Here is a 17662-nt window from a genome sequence, read left to right on the forward strand (position 1 = left end):
GGCTTAAGGTATCAACACACTAATAGGTACAGCAAACAACCGCTCACCAAAAGGTACGATACTCTCGCCATCATAAAATACTACGCCCGCAGCAAACTGATCACCGATGGATTCTTTCAGTTTATTTAGCCCTTTAAAGTCGCTATTGGTGACTGTGGCAGCCGCTTTAATTTCGATGCCAGCGATTTTTAGTCCTTGCTCGATAATAATATCCACCTCCACTTTCTCTTTGTTGCGGAAGTGATAAAAGCTTAATTGCTGCTCATGCCAATCGGCGTACTTACGGAGCTCTTGATAAATAAATGTTTCTAGCAGTTGCCCAAGTAGCGCTCTGTCTTGCCAAAGCGTCTCACTGGTGACTCCGAGCAATGCACAAGCTAGCCCGGTATCAGCAATATGTAGTTTGGGTGTTTTAATCAGGCGGCTGAGCCTATTGCTATGCCAGGGCTGTAGCTGCTCGATTAAAAACACTTGCTGTAATAGCGTTAAGTACTCTCGAATCGTTGGCGCACTGAGTGCAAAGGGCGCGCCTAGGTTAGTTGCATTAAATAAACGAGATGTCTGCCCCGCAGCCATGTTCAATAAGCGAGGTAGCATTTCAAGATTTTGAATACGGGTTAAATCTTGTACGTCTCGCTGAACAATCGTCGTAATGTAGTCTCTGTACCAATTTGCACGACGTTTTTCTGTGGGTCTGGATAGTGCGGCTGGGTAGCCGCCTCTCACGATGGTGTCTGCCAGAGTCGACCCTAAACGACGATATTGACCGTTATTCGTTGCACGACCGAAGTCTGCAGCGAACAACTGACTTAAGAAATTAGGCTTTTGATTACTGATCTCAGCGCAAGAGAGCGGACGTAGATGAATGATTTCCATGCGACCTGCTAAAGAGTCAGCTAGCTTTGGTAGTAACAAAATATTGGCTGAGCCTGTCAGGATAAAGCGGCCCGCTTTACGGTTATTATCAACAGACGTCTTGATACTGGTAAATAGCTCGGGTACACGCTGTACCTCATCTAAAATAACGTACTCAGGTAAGCTGAGAATGAAGCCAATAGGATCGGCTAATGCAGCCTGTCGCTGTAAGTCATCATCAAATGAGATGTAGTGATAGCCAAGTGCTTCACCTAGCTGCAACGCTAAGGTTGTCTTGCCGCACTGGCGTGTTCCGTGAATAAGAATGACAGGGCTATCTTCTATCGCATCTTGAAGAATGCCTTTAGAAAAGCGGGGGTAGTACTGTGTTTGCGTTGTCATTTTTGGTCACCAAAGCTATGTAGAACTCTGACTAATTGTAAATTCAAGCCTGACTAATTGAAAGTTTCATTGCGACTAATTGAAAATAAAATTCCGTCTAATTGTAAATTTATAAAGACTTAAATAATTCACGAACAGCATCCAGTCATGACTTATCTTGAGAAAGTTGGGCGAATAGTCACGCTCATACGGCTGTTGTCAGTTCCTGATGATTTTGATCAAATGGGTCAGGATGAAATTGAGCAACTGTTTGGTGGTGGCTTATGAAGTTACAGCTCGATACACACATTTTGCTATGGGCAGCGGGAAGCCCTGAACAACTTTCGGAAGAGGCTTGCATGCTGCTCTCCGATCAGCAGAATTTTCACCACGCTTCATTATTATCCTAGTCCTCATGCCCGATGGACTGGTACTGAATTTTTGCTATGTCATTATTAAGTAAAGCATTTTCAGTAGTTGTAAACCGCGTTAAGCTGATTCTATTTATCATGCGCTAGCTCAGGCACACAGGTAACTGTGTTTATCAATTATTTAATTTCATCCAGCATAGCTTCTCTAAGAATGGCATTAATCCGAGTTTGATAGCCTTTGCCTTTGGACTTTAACCACTCTAAAACATCAGCGTCTAAGCGCACGGTGGTTGGTTTTTTAAGCGGACGATAGAGTGCAGGGTGTTCGGCTGCTTTATGCCAATGTTTAGTTTCATCCATTGGTGGAATGTCGCTGTAATCGATGTCTTTGTCTGACATTTCCGATAACGCTTTCATTTCTTCTTTCTGTTCGACAGTCAAGACTGGTGGGTTCTCAGGATCAAAATTGTGCCTGACGATACGCTCTTTCTTCTTTGGCATTGGCTTTTCTCGCTGAAATTATTCGGAGTGTGTCATCATAACCTCTTACGGTGTAGACAACGTACAGGGTATTAAATTCGGCTACTCCGATGGTAGCCCATCTATCTTCGTCCCATTCAAATCGCATGTACTTACTTTATTGTTAATACAATTATGTAAATACTATAGAGGTTAGATGGTATAACGCGTAACCCTTCACGGGGGGCTTACGCTGATATAGCGTGCTGACCTAAGGGTAGCCGTACGGTAATAGCCTCACCACACAGGCCTTGTTCACAGACTTTTCTCAATAGTCCATAAACGCCTAAGCCCAACCGCTTACAGGTTTCAGTCAGAGTCAGAATCACCGGACGGAACTGATCTCCTCTGGCAGACTGACTGAAGAAACTGGTTTTACGCCAGATCACATAAGGACGTATCGCACGTTCTGCTTCATTGTTGGTCATGGGAATCGCGCGATCCTGCAAAAACGTCCAGAGCATCGATTCATCCGCCAGCAGTCGTTTGCACTGATTGGCTGTTTTGCTGGCTTTTTTTAACGGGTCAGCGGGCGCGGTCTCACACCCCAGGCACAGTAGCGTATGGATCGCCTGTTTGAATCGTCGCATTCGTGTGTGGTAGCCAGCATCAGAATAGCCGCCCGATCGCCAACGATTACGACAGTGTACAATCAAGCGGGATAATCGCCAGAGTTGTTTCCCCAGCACCCCGGCCCGTCCCACACGTTCTGATATTTTCCGAAACTTACGGATAATATGCGCCCAGCAAAGCTGGCGCTTTTCGACCGGATAATCGTTGTAGCCGCCATGTTGGTCAGTGACCAGTATACCCTCAAAATTATCCAGTAAACCCTTCGCGGCACCTTTACCCCGAGAATGATGCGTTAGAAAGTAGACGACTTGCGAGGAACACAGCACCCAAAGCCAACGCTGCTCATTATTGCGGTAATGACTGGTTTCATCCGCATGAGCAACGGATAAATTCCGTACCGCCTGACCCACTTGCTGATACAGCGGCAGCAACCATCCCGTGACCGAGCGGGTGGCCTGGCTCACGGCACCGGTACTGAAGGCGAGTTGCCAGTGATCTTTCAGTAAGCGTTGAATGTTTGACACCGATAAGGCATAAGCGCCATTCATCAGCGTAATCCAGCTGACCAGTCCCGGCCCCATTTGCCCACAGGGAACCGTGTCTGGCAAGCGAGCCACCTGACGCTTGCGGCAACCCGGACAGATTGCCTCATAAAGACAATGTTCAGTGACTTGACTGCGAACCTCAGGCAGGTCAAAGACCTGATGTCGCTGATAAGGCTCCTGAGCGACATCACACACCGCACCACAGGTGCATTGAGTGCCTGGGTAGTAATGAACTTGCTCATCCGTCGCAGACAGCTCTACCCGAACGCGTTGATGACCCTGATGACCCGGCTGGGCTCCTTGCTTGCGAGGACTCTTAGGCTTCTTCTCGCGCTTAGCCCGTTGTTCCGGTGAATCCTGGGACGGTGGTCTGGAGGAGTTTCTGGAAGAACTCCCGCTGCCTGCGATGTCTTCCAGCTCAGCGACACGCTGTTCCAGTTGGGTCACTAAATCCAATAACTGACGATTGAGACGCTGCGACGCCGCCAGATCCGCGGGCAGTTGGTGATTGAAAAGCGCCTCAGTTAGTTTGTTCATTGTTTAATCATAACGAATTGTGGCCTAAATGCAACCCCGTGAAGGGTTACGTATAACGCAAGATAGGCTTAGAGCTCAACGCGGTAAAGGCAAGACTAAGCGAGGTTTGGAATTGCTTTCAAAAGCGATGGGAAATGAAAAATAATATGGTAGGGTGCTTTATTCTATTTGTATTCGGAAGGGCTAACGAAAAGCGATGTTAAATTTCATTAAAGCAAATATGCTATTGATAGTTGTGGGATGTATGTTACTGGCTGCTTATATTTACTCCGCTACCGCATAGGCAAAAAGAGCCTGCTTCTCATAAGAAAAGCAGGCTCTTTTGGTTGTTACTACGCAGTGACTGTAATGAGTGCGGGAAGGGGAAAATATTTTGTAAAGCAAGGTGTTTTGATTTAAAGATTCGACACCTTTATCAAAACGGGTAACTCTCCTCAGATCAAGCTGAAGTGTCAGATGAAGTCGGAACTAATACAACTAATACATTTAAACCTATTAATTTAAATTATGTTGAAATTTCATTCGTACCAGTCCTTAGGAATGAGGGCATAGTCTCCCCGCCACTTATTGTCGATTACTGCCTCTTGAAACCAATCTTCGTTAATATCTGCGTGGTCTGTAATTATGACTTGTAGTTCAGAGTTCAAAGACTTAACTATTTTGAATATCCAAAGGAAGATTGCCCGGACAACTTCTCGCTCATCATCTGCTTCAATCTCTGACAGATCACCAAGTCCTGAACTTGGATTAGGGAAGTAGCCAACTGAAGGTTGATCTAAAAATAAGAAATTCCCCACAGGCCTTGCTTGTTCTATAAACCATTTGGCTAAGGCAAAGTGTGTCACTAGGTTGTAGCCTAACCAGTTCTTTCCTCCACCAACATTGCTGAATGAAAGAGGTCCATCTGCTTTATCTATAACAACAGAAAGCTTTGTTGGATCTAGTCTAACTAATCCATCGCTATGTTCTAGTTTTAGGTCGCGAGCCCACTCAGTCATGTCATCGGCAATACAGTTGAGTTTTGAGTTTAGTCGCTCTTTTAGCGTTGCTGGATCAAGCTCGGTAGATAGCTTTTTTATTTCTTCATCTAAAAGTGCTATCTGATTAGTGTAGCCTCGCTCATCTTTGTTCCAGCTACTATCTTTCATGAATAGTGAGCACTGACCGGCAACCTTCGCACGTGAAATGTCTTCCTTGGCCTTTTTAAGCAATTCGGTATCAGCATCGCGTAATTTTTTTAACGAAGCCCCAACCTTTTTTTGCTCAGAAATAAGCTTTACCCTTTCTGTCTCTAAATCTTTTAGGTAGTTGGTAACATCAGGTTTTGTTCTATTAATGTTGGTTAATTTCGATTCTAATTCACTGAGTGCATTATGAATCGAAACATCAATTTTTGATTCCCCCACATGTTGTGTTTCGCAAATGGGGCAGTTCTCTGTTGTTTGGGTTTTTTCGAGCAGGCGAATAGACCTGAGTCTAAATGACTGAGTTTCGACTGCTCTATAGTAGCCAGATTCTGCATCGCGATAGCTTTTTGCTTCTCTTATTCTTGCTAGGAGGATTGCCTTCTCTTTAGATAAACGGTCATACTCTTTTTCTAGCTTTAGTATAGGATCGTTGTCGTTGTCGTTGTCGTTGTCGTTGTCGTTGTCGTTGTCGTTTGGTGCTTCTACCTCCTCTTGGTTTTCGAAATATGGCCATCGAGATAATTTTTCCAACTCTACAAGTAGTGTTTTTTCATCAGGAATTAAATCTTTGGTTGTAGATAATCCAACACTAACTGCTTCAGCTAAAATACCGTGACCTATTGCTAAAGCCTTATTTTTTGAAGACGTAAGCTCTTTTTTCTGGCGGACTAAGATGGCTTTCGCTCTTTTAACTGAAGCTAGCTTTTGGATATCATCTAGGTAGTTATCGTCGGCAGCGCCAATAAAGTACGGCAACGTATCCTTGATGATTTTCGTTACGTTAGGTCTTGTTTGATGATGAAATAAAATATCATTATTTGCTATTTCAGTCTGGCTTTGAAATAAGTAGTATTTAGACTTATCAAAGCTAGTTTTGACTTCCACCCCCTCAGGTGGTTTCGGCGTTACTAGTTTGTATGTTAAATAATCAACGATGCTATCAATGTTATGAGTATTTGTTAGCTCATGTGTTTCGGGTAGCTTTACCTTGTGTCCGGTTAACATATATGCGGCAGAATTGGATTTTATGCCATCTAGCGGAGCTGCCCTAGCTATAAAAACTTGGCAGTCGGATAGCTGTAGTAATACAGAGTACCAACTAACAGTTTCAGGGATTCGCCCAGCCTTAATCGTACATTCGCTATCACCCAAGCAGTAGCCAATAATGTCTATTAGAGACGTTTTTCCCTTGTTCGATGCCCCAGTGATAATATTGACAGATCCAAGCTTGAAATCAATTTCCCGCCTCTTCCTGTTTTTGCCATATAAACAAATAGTTTGAATTTGCATCATCATGGTCGTATTCCTAGTTGGGCATAAACACTTTCAACAGCAGCGGCTTGAGAGAACCAACGACCAAGTAAACCAGCAGACAGGTAGCTTCTATTAAACCTTATGTCGTTACGGACATAATCTGGCCTCTTTGGGAGAGTTGAGCTGTCAGATAAGTGAAAGTACCCCATATCATCAAGCACTAGCATTTCTCTTTGCAGCAAGAAGGCAATAGATGAGTTCACGATATCAGCGTAAGCAAACACAGATTCAGGAAACCCCGATAGCTCACCTTCATATTGCTTTGCCCATGAAGAAATTGATGGGCTTATATTTTTTGGTAATATCTCTAGGTACCTGACAGATATTGATAATGGGGCTACTAGGTAAATCAGTCCGCAATGCATGCCTGATTGGCTTTTATCCTGATACTCTCGAACGGACTGATATAGTAGAGTTCCAACGTAAGCAGGGTTATTTAGATTAAGCTCTTCTTGTGAAAACTGTTTTCCCATGAAAATCATGCTGCGTCGTCCTCTTCTTGAGCCTTCAAATAATCAAGGTAATTGAAGTGCCAGCCGATTTTTTGATCGTCAGAAAGCATGTGATAACTTCCTTTCGCCACGTATTCCTCTATAAAGTCTCTCCTAATAGGCAATGTGCCTTCAGATCGACACTTTTTATAAAGTTGATACGCTGCTCTGAGTTTTTCTTCTTCAGTATTGTGAGGTTCAAGCATCTCAACTTCTTCTCTAAACTCAGCCCATTTTCTGATCAAGCGGCGGTCATATTTCCCTAGTTCTCCGGGGTTGAGAAGCCCATCCGCTGCCCATTTGTCTCTTTGCTTAAAAGACTGAAAATAATCAATTATTGCACTCTTGATAAATATATTCGGTAGGTTAATAAGTCGTAATTGCTGTACAAATTTTCTGTTGTCTTTATTTATGTTAATTGCTTTTGGAAGGTTGTCAGCAAACTCTGCGGGTAAATTGTCATCTCTATATTCAGGTCTGAAGCTATCAATGAGAGCCTGCACTTCACCCAAGTTGATTACGCCTGTTGGATTCTTTTGCAGGGAGGAAGTGCATAGCTCATTCCACTTTCCATTCAATCTCTCTGCGAAGGGTGTGGCTTTGTTACGAGCTACATATTGACGGCAATAGCGGGATATTTTTTGGTTTATTTCATCAATATCTTCTGACTGTCCAATCATGTAAACAGAATCAATAAAAATATTTAGTTGGGCTGGTGATAGTGATTGAAACGCCTCATAGGCTTCTTTGTTCGTTTTATTGGATGTTTCTGTAGAAATTTCTTGTAGCAGTTTAAGAGCTTCAGCGGGATCTCGGTCTTTAGTATCACTTAGATAGCTTGCGACACTGACCTGTGAGTAAGATTGAGTTGTGATTAATCTAAATACTGTTTTTCCAAGTTTAGCGTCACCATCGTTAATCAATTTGACCCAAACTCTAAACGTGCTCCAAATGTCTGAACTTCGATCAGTTAGATTCTCTACTGCATCTTCCGACTCTATTAAGTCGTGCCCCTTAATTTGGTTAACAAACGACACAGAGCCATTTTGGTCAAATGCGATGTCATCCAACTTTTCTAGAGAAATATTATGCTCATCAGGGTCATCTATCTTGGTGAGCATTTCCAAACACATATACAGTGCATATTGCACTTGATATATGTAGCCAAGCATTGATGCAGATGCGTTGGGGTTATAGTTTTGTTTGCTGCTCATAGTGGGGGATGGGTTAGTAGCTGAGTAAACATAATACATTTTAGCCAAAGAATTTCATAGTGACAGGCGCATTATTGCTATATTCTAGATTTTCATGTCACTGAGCTAGTCTTATAAAGGAGCTCCTTAAAGCACTAAGTTAGTTTACGACTCAGTTCCCTCGTCAATCTCCAATAACACACCCTGCAACCTTTCCTGATACTCCCTAGGACTTTCCCACAACCCCCGCTGCACCGCCTCCAACAACCGCTCAGCCATCTCCTCCAACGCCGCCGGATTATGCTCCTCCAAAAACGCCCGATTCTCTTCATCAAACACCAGCGCATCACTGACCGCCTCATACTGATAATCCGCAATCAAGTTCGTTGTAGCATCATAAGCAAACAGATAGTCCACGCTAGCCGCCATTTCAAACGCACCTTTATACCCATGCTCACGCATGCCTTCGATCCACTTTGGATTCAGCAGTCGCGAACGAATCACCCGATTCAGCTCTTCTTTTAGCGTGCGAATTTTCGGCCGCTCAGGATCAGAATGATCAGAGTGATACACCGCTGGCGCGTGCCCACTCAAGCTAGTCACCGCATTGGTCATGCCGCCTTGAAACTGGTAATAGTCGTCGGAGTCCAGCAAGTCATGTTCGCGGTTATCTTGGTTTTGCACCACGGCTTCGAGCTGTCCGAGACGGTTGGCAAAGGCATCGCGCGCCTCCACGCCATCGCCCGCCGTATTGCCGTAGGCGTAGCCGCCCCAGTTGAGGTAGGCTTCGGCTAAGTCGTCGCGGGTTTCCCAGCAGCGTTCGTCGATCAAGCCTTGCAGTCCCGCGCCATAGGCTCCGGGTTTGCTGCCAAATACACGGTAGCTGGCTTGGCGATTGGCCTCATCGGCGCTCATTCCGTCAGTGATTAGCGTGCTGGTTTGCTGTTCGATGTGGGCGCGAATGGTGTTAATTTCCAGCACTTCGTCGTAGTTGGCGAGTGCCTGAATCGCGGCGTCGTAGAGTTTCATCACATTGGGAAAGGCATCGCGGAAGAAGCCCGATACCCGTAAGGTCACGTCAACGCGCGGTCGTCCCAGTAGCTGGTTGGAGAGGATTTCAAAGTCGATCACGCGGTGTGAGCCTTCTGCCCAAACAGGTTTGATGCCCATGAGTGCAAAGGCTTGCGCGATGTCGTCGCCGCCGGTGCGCATGGTGGCGGTTCCCCACACCGAGAGGCCGAGTTGGCGCGGGTAGTCGCCGTGTTCCTGCAAGTGTCGTTCGATGAGTGCTTGCGCGGAGAGTTGGCCGATGGCCCATGCCGCAGGTGAAGGAATGGAGCGGTTATCGACCGAGAAAAAGTTGCGACCTGTGGGCAGTGTGTCGAGGCGCCCACGGGTCGGTGCGCCGCTTGGCCCTGGTTCGATAAATTGCCCACCGAGTCCGTGGATAATCGCTTGTATTTCCTGCTCTGCACTAGTGTTTAGCGCCTGCATCAGCACCTGACGCGTGTAATCGAATAAGGCCGCCGTTTGTGGAAAGTCGGGAGATAAGCCTGCCAACGTGGGGCGTTCCAGCACGTAGTCCTGCACCCAGTCTTTGGCTAATAACTCCAGCCGTTCGCGGGTATCACCATGAGTACGCCACGGGCGTTCGGTTTGTTGTTTGAGTAGCTCCGGCTGAGCGTCCGTCCACTTCGTTGCGCTGTCTTCCGAAGGGTCGTAAGGTATCCCAAAGTCGGCAGCGATGGCGTGTAAAATACCTTGGCTGTGCGCGGATTTTCCGCGCGGTAGTCGCAACAATGCCACCAGTGTATCGGCTAATTTATCAGTGTCTGGCAGCGCGCCGAGTATGTGTAATCCATGGCGAATCTGTGCTTCTTTAATATCGCAGAGGTAGGTGTCGAGCGCATCTAATACCGCCTCGTCATCGCCATCCACGCCGGGTAATTCTTGCAGCACATTGGTGGTTTCAACTTGTTCTAATATTTTCTCACGTAGCCATGTCTCACGGCGCACGTCCATTCCCATCGCTTGATAATATTCGTCAACAAGGCCTTCCAGTTGGGCGAGTTCGCCATAGGTTTCGGCGCGAGTCATTGGTGGCATTAAGTGGTCGATAATAACGGCTTGGGTGCGACGTTTTGCCTGTGCGCCTTCGCCGGGGTCATTGACGATAAACGGGTAGAAGTGTGGCATTGGACCCAGCGCAACGTCTGGCCAGCATTGTTCTGACATCGCCACGCCTTTGCCGGGGAGCCATTCGAGGTTGCCGTGTTTGCCGACGTGAATAATGGCATCGACTTGGTAGGTGTGACGCAGCCAGAAATAGTAGGCGAGGTAGCTGTGTGGCGGCACCAAATCAGGGTCGTGGTAATTGGCTTGTAAGTCCATATTAAAGCCACGCGCCGGTTGGATGCCGATAAAGGTTTCACCCAAGCGAATGCCCGCCAGCATAATGCGACCTTGGCGATGTTTGGGATCATTTTCCGGTGGCCCCCAACGCTCCCAAACGGCTTTTTGATTGGCCTCAGGCAGTTGCTGGAAGTGCTGCATGTACTCCTCTATCGCTAAACTTTGCCAGCAAGGGAGCGTGTGCAGGGTGTTGGGGTTATTGGTGACAGCGCCGAGTAATTCATTGATGAGCGCGGTGCCATCCTCGGGAATATTGGTGACGGGGTAGCCTGCTTGCTGCATCGCTTGCAATAGGTTGATGGTAGAGGCGGGTGTGTCTAAGCCCACGCCATTACCGATTCGCCCGTCTTTGGTGGGGTAGTTGGCGAGGATCAGCGCGATGCGTTTTTGTGGATTGGGCTTGAGCGTGAGGCGCAGGTAATTGCGAGATAGCTGGGCGATAAAGTCGGCACGTTCACGGTGCAGTTGGTAGCTGATCACAGAGATTTGTGCGCGTTCGCTCCAGCGGCTTTCGGCTTTAAAGCTAATGGCGCGCGTGATGATGCGGCCATCCATTTCGGGTAGCACGACTTGCATGGCGATGTCGCGGCTGCGTAGGCCTTGGGTGTAGCTTTCCCAGTCGTCTTGCGTGCTGCCGGATAGGATGAGTTGCAGTACCGGAATGTTGCGGGCGAAGGGTGACTGGAAATGTGTTGGCTCGGCGCTAAGGTCGGGGCTGGCGACGGTGTTGCTGGCGAAGCCGGTGGTGTTGAGGATCAGCTTGGCATCGGACTGTTCGATGAGTGCGTTGACTAGCGTGATGGATTCCGGGTCTTTGAGTGAAGCGACGGCGATGGGGAGTGGGTGTAGGCCGTGGGCTTCGAGGCGCTCGATGAGTTGGTCGAACATTCGGGTGTTGCCGCTTTGTAGGTGGCTGCGGTAGAAGAGCACGACGCAGACATTGGTGGCGATGAATGAATCAGGCGCGTTAGAATTTGATGCAGTTGATGCAGTTGATGCAGTTGATGCAGTTGATGCAGTTGATGCAGTTGATGCAGTTGATGCAGTTGATGCATTGGAGTTTGTAGGTGCGGTGCTGCCGTTATTTTTCCAGCGGGTTTTCCATTCGCTAAAGCTGGCTTGTGCGTATTTCGAATTAGGCAGATACAGCATGCAGCGGGGTAATGATTGTGGCTCTTGCCAAACCGCATCATGCCCTAAACATTCCGCACCCAAGTATCGAAACAACTGCTGACTATTAGCAAAGCCACCTTCACGTAAATACCGCCAGACGCGATGTACGCCGTCGGAATCTAATGAGCTGAGTGCATCCAATTCTGGATCAACGCTGTCATCACCGGATACGACAATAAGGTGTCTGGGGCGATTTGGGCGTGCAGCTTTGAGCCACTCTTCTAGCATCTCCGCACCGTATTGCCAGTAGCTGCTGCCACCTAGTAATGACACGACGATGACTTGCGCTTTATCCAGCACTTTATCGCGGTATAAATCAAAAGCGGCCGGTTTGAGCAGTTGCATCCAGTTGGCTAAACGCACCTCGGGGAAGTCGGCAGGTAGGGCTTCGACGGCTTGGGCGAGGGCGGCTAGGCTGCTGTCTGCAGCAGATAGCACCACGATGGGGGCTGGTGTTTGTTCTAGGTCGATGATGCCTTCTTCATCGACGAATCCGCCGGGTTGTGCTTTTAGCAGGTGCATGGGTGTTTTTCGTGCCGGAAAATAAGAGCTGAGAGTATAACAATAGGTTGAGTAAATTGCGGTTTCTTGGGTGATTACGTCGGTTAATATTATCGGGATGTCACAATTTCCTGATACCCTATTACACATTGATGATATTCATTGGTTATTCTTAACTAAGGAACAGGCGCATTAAAAGCGCTATAATCATCCGTATAAAAAAGGGGTTAGCGGCGGAGCCAATGCACCATCACCAATGCTAACCATATTGACCATTCCCTCCGAGAGCTGAGAATAGACGATTATGAGTAAATTTCGATCTGGCGTGTTATATGGCCAAGAATTAATGGATTTGTATGCAGATGCTAAAGAAAATGGCTACGCTTTACCCGGTGTAAACGCCGTTGGCACCAGCACGGTTAATGGCATCATGGAGGCCGCTGCTAAAGTGCAGTCGCCGGTTATCGTTCAGCTATCTTTTGGTGGTGGACATTTCTATGCGGGTAAAAGCTTAAGCAACGATAATATGAAAGCGGCCGCAGCTGGTTGTATTTCCGCGGCAATGCACGTGCATCAGGTTGCAGAGTTATATGGCGTGCCAGTTGTACTGCACACGGACCATTGCTCATTGGAAAACATCGTTTGGATTGATCACCTGCTTGATTTCCAAGAAGAATACTACGCGAAAAATGGCAAGCCGCTGTTCAGTTCTCACATGTTGGATCTGTCTGAAGAGACGCTGGAAGAAAACGTTGAGATCTGCGAGCGTTATCTGACCCGCATGAGTAAAATCGAAATCGGTTTGGAAATCGAGCTCGGCATTACCGGTGGTGAAGAAGATGGTGTTGATAACTCCAATGTGGATATCAGCAAGCTCTATACGCACCCGACTGAAGTATATTATGCCTACGAAAAGCTGAGCAAAATCAGCAAAAACGTATCCATCGCAGCAGCATTTGGAAACGTGCATGGCGTGTATCGCCCAGGCAATGTGAAGCTATCCGTTGGTATTTTGGAAAACTCGCAGCATTACGTTGAAGAGCAGATTGGCGCACCGGGCACTAAGCCTGTGAGCTTTGTATTCCACGGTGGCTCCGGCTCCTCTCCAGAAGATATCGCCAAATCGATCGACTACGGCGTGATCAAAATGAACTTGGATACGGATATGCAGTGGGCCTTTAACTGCGGTGTTCGCGATTACTACGCGAAGTATAAGGACTACGTTGCTGAGCAAATTGGTAATCCTGAAGGCGATGATCTTCCAAACAAAAAATACTACGACCCACGCAAAGTATTGCGCGCTGGTGAAGAGTATTTTGTGAAGCGCCTTGAGCGTTCATTTGCTGACCTGAATTGTATCGGTCGCAATAAGTAAGCTGCTTGAGTGTTAAAGCCCGCTGTTTCCTGAGATGGGAATGGCGGGCTTTTTTGTATCTGAAAACCACAGCTTGTTGCTGTCGATAACTACGCTATATACACTTTTGATAAGTGATAAGCACAGTCATCCCTATCTGTTTTATACTGTGTCACATCCAAAATTATGAGAGCAGCCTATGAATTCGTCATCATCCGCCAGCGCTAGAAGTGCCAAATACGCTGAAAACCAGCACAAGCTGCAAGGGCTGGAGCGGCTGGCATGGCTACTTGATAGTTCGATCAGAATTCCCGGCACCAATCGCACCATTGGCCTCGATGGCATTATTGGTTTGTTCCCCGGCATTGGCGATGTTGCAGCAGGTTTGATCTCCGGTTACATCATCATTAAAGCACTGTTAATGGGCCTGCCGATTTTCGTGATCGCGCGCATGGTGTTGAATATGGTCATCGAAGGGGTGATCGGGGTCATTCCGATAGTGGGTGATATTTTTGATTTTATCTTCAAATCTAATCGCAGAAATGTACGCTTGATGCAGGAGTATTTGCAGAATCCAGAGGACACAACCGAGCGCAGCTTTATGTCGGTGATTGTGTTTTTGATGGCGTTGTTTTTTATTATGCTGCTGACGATTTGGGCGATATTTAAAATGCTGGGTTTTGTGATTGGGTTGTTTTGAGTCTCGCTGTCAACGAAGAGGGTTGGGCATTTTTTCCTAACAACGTTTAATAGCGGTCTGTAGTGGTCAAAACGCCCGTACCTCGAATGCTAGGAAGGGCGTATTGATCAAGGTTGTTATTTAACGCCTAATAACTCGACATCAAAGAGCAGCGTCGCATTGGGTGGAATAGAGTCGCCCGCACCGCGCGTACCGTAGCCCATCGATGACGGGATGATCAGTGTACGCTTACCACCCACTTTCATTCCTTCAAAGCCATTGTCCCAGCCCTTAATCACTCGGCCCGCGCCCAGTGGGAATACAAATGGCTTGCCGCGATCGACAGAGCTATCGAATTGCTTACCTTTGTTGTCGGTAGCACCTGCGTCAAATAACCAGCCGGTGTAATGCACGGTGACGGTTTGCCCAGCTTGAGCAGTTGCACCCGTTCCCACAACAGAGTCCAGCCTTTGGAAGCCAGCATTTTCCTGAGACATGCTTGGAGCCGCTGTTTCCGTAGGCTTGCTGTCATGGCTGCTGTTACCGCCACAAGCGGCTAAAAATAGGGATACCGATAGAGTGCTTGTCGCCAAAAGCAGTGTTTTGAATGTCATAAAATTCGCCCTTAAGTAATTTTTATCAATGATAATAGAGTGGGGCGATATTATGCCCTGATTCGTTACGTTAGGATGCAGTAATTGATGCATCAGACGCTGCAGCCATTTTGCCAGTGCCGGTATCTTTTAATTGTATAATGAATCCACCGCCTGTAATACGCGCACCTTTAAATGATTACTTTTTTTCAGATCTGGGTTCAGTAAGAAACGCACTAAAATCAGATACGTGTCGAGATCAAAATCAACAGGCTCATCCTCCGTCGGATCATTTGCCTTCGTCAAATCCGTCGTTTGAGATTCGGCAAAGCGAAAGCCCAATTCATATAACTCGTCTTGGCTGCGCACGGCACGGATATAGCGCCACTCATTCAACAAATGCCATGCGGTGTTATCTTCGCCTTCGCCACGCTCCTCTAGCAAAATAGCACTCGGCCATGGCCACACCCGATAACGCAGCTCCTTCATCGCAATCGCCACCCGCTCGTTATAAACATCCGGGGTTTCCTGCTGGCAGCACGGGCCAAGGCAACGCTTGAGTTGATAGCCAAAACAGGCCGTGCGTTGAGCAGGTTTTTCGCTAGGCTGTAAGCCGCATAGCTTTTGGCAAAGAAAGTAATGTATTGCCAGTTTTTCCAGTCGTTCGATGGCTTTATTGCGAGTTCGGAAGAGTCCAAATTGGCCAGAGAGTTGAGCGTTATCTGCGGTCTCCTTTACCATCACAATGCGCATGCAGTCATAGCCCAATTCATCGCGCGTGAGTTGGAATTGATAGAGCTGTGTGACCTTCTTTAATCGGCGATTGAAGTAGGGATTGAGCGCTTTGATTTCACGACTTTCCAGTAGCTGTGCGCCCAAATCGGTGGGTGTTTTTTTGAAATCAATGTGCGCAATCTTGCCGCTCATTTGCAAGTCTTTCGAGTTACTATGATCGGAGTTGAAATGGCTCATCACGCGGTCGCGGATATTCACAGACTTACCCACATACAGCAGCTGGCCTTGCGTATCATAAAAATAATACACGCCCGGCGTGCGGGGTAGCTTGTCGATTTCCGCAGCATCAAGGTGCATGGGCAGTGCAGGGCGCTTCAATAAACTGGCGCAGACCGCTCCGATTTCTTGGTCGTCATAGAGCTGGCCGGCTTTTAGAAACAGCTTCCAGATGACTTCCGCATCATCCATCGCGCGGTGGCGGTTTTCGACAGCAAACTCAAAGCGCTTAATAATTTCACTCAGCCCATGCCGTTTAAATTGCGGAAACAGCTTGCGGCTGACTTTGACTGAGCACAGCGGTTTTGTGCTGTATTTAATGCCGACGCGATTAAACTCATTTTTTAAAAAGCCATAATCAAACCGTGCATTGTGGGCAACTAGTACACGGCCTTGCAGCTTTTCATACAGCTCTTCAGCGATAGACGCAAATAGGGGCGCGTTGTTCAGCGAGCCGGGACTAATCCCAGTGAGGCTTTGAATAAATGGTGGGATTTGGATTTCAGGATCAACGAGCGTATTCCAGCGTTCAACGATTTTACCGTGCTCTACGATCAACAAACCAACCTCGATAATGCGGTGGAACGTAACTTTACCGCCGGTTGTTTCAAGGTCTAACAGCACCATCTGCTCAGGAAATCCTTCGGAAAGTACTTTGCGCGGTGCTTGCTCGCGTGGTTGAATCCAGTCTAGTTGATCAGTCATGAATAGGCGTTGCCCTTAACCTCAAGTATTGCCTATTGTGTACTGTTTTTTGTTCGATTTATAGAAACCCGCCAAAATGCGGTGGAGCTAAGCGGCTTGATCCTAAACCGCTTGCCGCAAAGCGAGTTTAAAATATACCCAAATAGGAAGCTGCTATGAAACAAAACCTTATCCACGTCGCCCTAGTCGTTAAAGACTACGATGAAGCAATCGACTTCTACGTTAATAAACTAAAGTTTGAATTAATCGAAGACAGCTACCAACCGGAGCAAGATAAGCGCTGGGTTGTCGTTGCACCACCAAATTCCAGCGGTGCCACATTGCTATTAGCCAAAGCCTCAAAACCAGAGCAGCAGGATTTCGTGGGTAATCAAACTGGTGGTCGCGTATTCTTATTTTTGAGTACCGATGATATTCAGCGTGACTATGAGCACATGAAGTCGGTCGGTGTGAAGTTTATCCGCGAACCAACTACTCAAGAGTATGGCTCGGTTGCAGTCTTTGAAGATTTATATGGCAACCGCTGGGATTTATTGCAGCTAAGCCCAAATCACCCAATGGTTGCTAGAACAGCCTGATAATTGCTTAACTCAGCTGGCATCCCAAGGGTTTAATAACGTGGTGCCAGTATCAACAAAGTCTTTCACATTACGCGTCACGATAGTCATATTATGAACCTTGCCGGTTGCCGCAATCATCGCATCCCTTTCGGAGCGTCTGTCAGGCACATGCAAACCAGCACAGCAGCGTGTAACCTTGGTGTCAAAGACAAGGGTGCGATCAGCAAATGCAGGTAGTACGTTACTCTCCAACCAATACCGCAGCATGGCACCTTGAGCAGTGTCTTTTCGCTCAATGGCTAATATGCCCATTTCCAATTCTAGTAGGGTGATGACTGAAATATACAGTTGGCTGGTTGGTATTCCTGAGGCCCAAGCGACCACATTAGGATTGGCCTTACCCGTACTTGCTTTGCGCAATTCTGAAATGACATTCGTATCTAACAAATACATCAGGATAGGTCCGCCACTTCAAACAGCTTGCCCGGGAGCTTTGGCGGTTCGAAATCAATATCGTCGGCATTTGGCATGGCGAGTAAGTCAACAATGCTTTGCAGGTTTCCAGTCATGCGCTGGTACTCCTCAATGCTTAGAAGCACGTGAGCAGGTCTGCCTCTGTCAGTGATAAAAACAGGGCCGTTGATGGCTGCCTTTTTTGCACCGCTGGCATCTTGGTTAAATTCGCGACTTGTTAAATGAGTGATCATT

15 protein-coding genes are annotated in these 17662 nt (G+C 47.1%); 3 read left to right on the top strand and 12 right to left on the bottom strand.

The window, feature by feature from the left end:
* Positions 1 to 3: 3 nt before the first annotated feature.
* The 8 genes from LEUMU_RS0119315 to cobN form a co-directional block, all read right to left on the bottom strand.
* Complete coding sequence (locus tag LEUMU_RS0119315) at positions 4 to 1257, bottom strand: ATP-binding protein (protein ID WP_022953950.1); 1254 nt, start codon at positions 1255 to 1257, stop codon at positions 4 to 6.
* Positions 1258 to 1784: 527 nt separating this feature from the next.
* A complete protein-coding gene (locus LEUMU_RS0119325; protein WP_022953952.1) occupies positions 1785 to 2108 on the bottom strand; it encodes a BrnA antitoxin family protein in 324 nt (107 codons plus the stop codon).
* Positions 2068 to 2235 (bottom strand): BrnT family toxin, encoded by a 168-nt coding sequence (locus LEUMU_RS28640; RefSeq protein ID WP_084708143.1) that lies wholly within the window; start codon positions 2233 to 2235, stop codon positions 2068 to 2070. The genes LEUMU_RS0119325 and LEUMU_RS28640 overlap by 41 nt, the downstream gene beginning before the upstream one ends.
* A 79-nt stretch (positions 2236 to 2314) precedes the next feature.
* Positions 2315 to 3781 (bottom strand): IS66 family transposase, encoded by a 1467-nt coding sequence (gene tnpC / locus LEUMU_RS26915; protein ID WP_022953953.1) that lies wholly within the window; start codon positions 3779 to 3781, stop codon positions 2315 to 2317.
* 518 nt (positions 3782 to 4299) lie between these two features.
* Positions 4300 to 6264: a DUF3732 domain-containing protein gene (locus tag LEUMU_RS0119335; protein WP_022953954.1), complete on the bottom strand. Its 1965-nt coding sequence runs from the start codon at positions 6262 to 6264 to the stop codon at positions 4300 to 4302.
* Positions 6261 to 6764 carry a three component ABC system middle component gene (locus tag LEUMU_RS0119340; RefSeq protein WP_022953955.1) on the bottom strand — a complete coding sequence of 168 codons (504 nt, stop codon included), beginning with the start codon at positions 6762 to 6764 and terminating at the stop codon, positions 6261 to 6263. Before LEUMU_RS0119340 ends, LEUMU_RS0119335 begins: the two co-directional genes overlap by 4 nt.
* Positions 6761 to 8026 (bottom strand): ABC-three component system protein, encoded by a 1266-nt coding sequence (locus LEUMU_RS0119345; protein ID WP_342664676.1) that lies wholly within the window; start codon positions 8024 to 8026, stop codon positions 6761 to 6763. The genes LEUMU_RS0119340 and LEUMU_RS0119345 overlap by 4 nt, the downstream gene beginning before the upstream one ends.
* A 105-nt stretch (positions 8027 to 8131) precedes the next feature.
* Positions 8132 to 12073 carry a cobaltochelatase subunit CobN gene (gene cobN / locus LEUMU_RS0119350; RefSeq protein WP_022953957.1) on the bottom strand — a complete coding sequence of 1314 codons (3942 nt, stop codon included), beginning with the start codon at positions 12071 to 12073 and terminating at the stop codon, positions 8132 to 8134.
* A gap of 283 nt (positions 12074 to 12356) precedes the next feature.
* Here cobN and fbaA point away from each other — a divergent pair, with 283 nt between their 5' ends.
* Complete coding sequence (fbaA, locus tag LEUMU_RS0119355; RefSeq protein ID WP_022953958.1) at positions 12357 to 13427, top strand: class II fructose-bisphosphate aldolase; 1071 nt, start codon at positions 12357 to 12359, stop codon at positions 13425 to 13427.
* Positions 13428 to 13605: 178 nt separating this feature from the next.
* Positions 13606 to 14106 carry a DUF4112 domain-containing protein gene (locus LEUMU_RS0119360; protein ID WP_022953959.1) on the top strand — a complete coding sequence of 167 codons (501 nt, stop codon included), beginning with the start codon at positions 13606 to 13608 and terminating at the stop codon, positions 14104 to 14106.
* 116 nt (positions 14107 to 14222) lie between these two features.
* Here LEUMU_RS0119360 and LEUMU_RS0119365 read toward each other — a convergent pair whose 3' ends face one another.
* Together LEUMU_RS0119365 and LEUMU_RS0119370 are read right to left on the bottom strand one after the other, a co-directional pair.
* A complete protein-coding gene (locus LEUMU_RS0119365; RefSeq protein ID WP_022953960.1) occupies positions 14223 to 14699 on the bottom strand; it encodes an FKBP-type peptidyl-prolyl cis-trans isomerase in 477 nt (158 codons plus the stop codon).
* 129 nt (positions 14700 to 14828) lie between these two features.
* Positions 14829 to 16394 carry an exonuclease domain-containing protein gene (locus LEUMU_RS0119370; RefSeq protein ID WP_022953961.1) on the bottom strand — a complete coding sequence of 522 codons (1566 nt, stop codon included), beginning with the start codon at positions 16392 to 16394 and terminating at the stop codon, positions 14829 to 14831.
* A 155-nt stretch (positions 16395 to 16549) separates the two neighbouring features.
* Here LEUMU_RS0119370 and LEUMU_RS0119375 point away from each other — a divergent pair, with 155 nt between their 5' ends.
* A complete protein-coding gene (locus LEUMU_RS0119375; protein ID WP_022953962.1) occupies positions 16550 to 16972 on the top strand; it encodes a VOC family protein in 423 nt (140 codons plus the stop codon).
* Positions 16973 to 16984: 12 nt separating this feature from the next.
* On the opposite strand, the gene LEUMU_RS0119380 is transcribed toward LEUMU_RS0119375, so the two are convergent.
* Positions 16985 to 17407, bottom strand: coding sequence for a type II toxin-antitoxin system VapC family toxin (locus LEUMU_RS0119380; protein WP_022953963.1), 423 nt, complete (start codon positions 17405 to 17407; stop codon positions 16985 to 16987).
* A complete protein-coding gene (locus tag LEUMU_RS0119385) occupies positions 17407 to 17661 on the bottom strand; it encodes a type II toxin-antitoxin system Phd/YefM family antitoxin (RefSeq protein ID WP_022953964.1) in 255 nt (84 codons plus the stop codon). Before LEUMU_RS0119385 ends, LEUMU_RS0119380 begins: the two co-directional genes overlap by 1 nt.
* Position 17662: the final 1 nt, after the last annotated feature.

The organism is Leucothrix mucor DSM 2157 (assembly GCF_000419525.1).
In the GTDB taxonomy this organism is placed as follows: Bacteria; Pseudomonadota; Gammaproteobacteria; order Thiotrichales; family Thiotrichaceae; genus Leucothrix; species Leucothrix mucor.

Excerpts from the sequence above, each read along its gene's own strand:
- LEUMU_RS0119340 (WP_022953955.1), bottom strand. The coding sequence starts at position 6,764 with ATGATTTTCATGGGAAAACAGTTTTCACAAGAAGAGCTTAATCTAAAT.
- LEUMU_RS0119315 (WP_022953950.1), bottom strand. The coding sequence starts at position 1,257 with ATGACAACGCAAACACAGTACTACCCCCGCTTTTCTAAAGGCATTCTT.
- LEUMU_RS0119370 (WP_022953961.1), bottom strand. The coding sequence starts at position 16,394 with ATGACTGATCAACTAGACTGGATTCAACCACGCGAGCAAGCACCGCGC.
- LEUMU_RS28640 (WP_084708143.1), bottom strand. The coding sequence starts at position 2,235 with ATGCGATTTGAATGGGACGAAGATAGATGGGCTACCATCGGAGTAGCC.
- LEUMU_RS0119345 (WP_342664676.1), bottom strand. The coding sequence starts at position 8,026 with ATGTATTATGTTTACTCAGCTACTAACCCATCCCCCACTATGAGCAGC.
- LEUMU_RS0119335 (WP_022953954.1), bottom strand. The coding sequence starts at position 6,264 with ATGATGATGCAAATTCAAACTATTTGTTTATATGGCAAAAACAGGAAG.
- LEUMU_RS0119375 (WP_022953962.1), top strand. The coding sequence starts at position 16,550 with ATGAAACAAAACCTTATCCACGTCGCCCTAGTCGTTAAAGACTACGAT.
- LEUMU_RS0119365 (WP_022953960.1), bottom strand. The coding sequence starts at position 14,699 with ATGACATTCAAAACACTGCTTTTGGCGACAAGCACTCTATCGGTATCC.
- cobN (WP_022953957.1), bottom strand. The coding sequence starts at position 12,073 with ATGCACCTGCTAAAAGCACAACCCGGCGGATTCGTCGATGAAGAAGGC.
- tnpC (WP_022953953.1), bottom strand. The coding sequence starts at position 3,781 with ATGAACAAACTAACTGAGGCGCTTTTCAATCACCAACTGCCCGCGGAT.
- fbaA (WP_022953958.1), top strand. The coding sequence starts at position 12,357 with ATGAGTAAATTTCGATCTGGCGTGTTATATGGCCAAGAATTAATGGAT.
- LEUMU_RS0119380 (WP_022953963.1), bottom strand. The coding sequence starts at position 17,407 with ATGTATTTGTTAGATACGAATGTCATTTCAGAATTGCGCAAAGCAAGT.
- LEUMU_RS0119325 (WP_022953952.1), bottom strand. The coding sequence starts at position 2,108 with ATGCCAAAGAAGAAAGAGCGTATCGTCAGGCACAATTTTGATCCTGAG.
- LEUMU_RS0119360 (WP_022953959.1), top strand. The coding sequence starts at position 13,606 with ATGAATTCGTCATCATCCGCCAGCGCTAGAAGTGCCAAATACGCTGAA.
- LEUMU_RS0119385 (WP_022953964.1), bottom strand. The coding sequence starts at position 17,661 with ATGATCACTCATTTAACAAGTCGCGAATTTAACCAAGATGCCAGCGGT.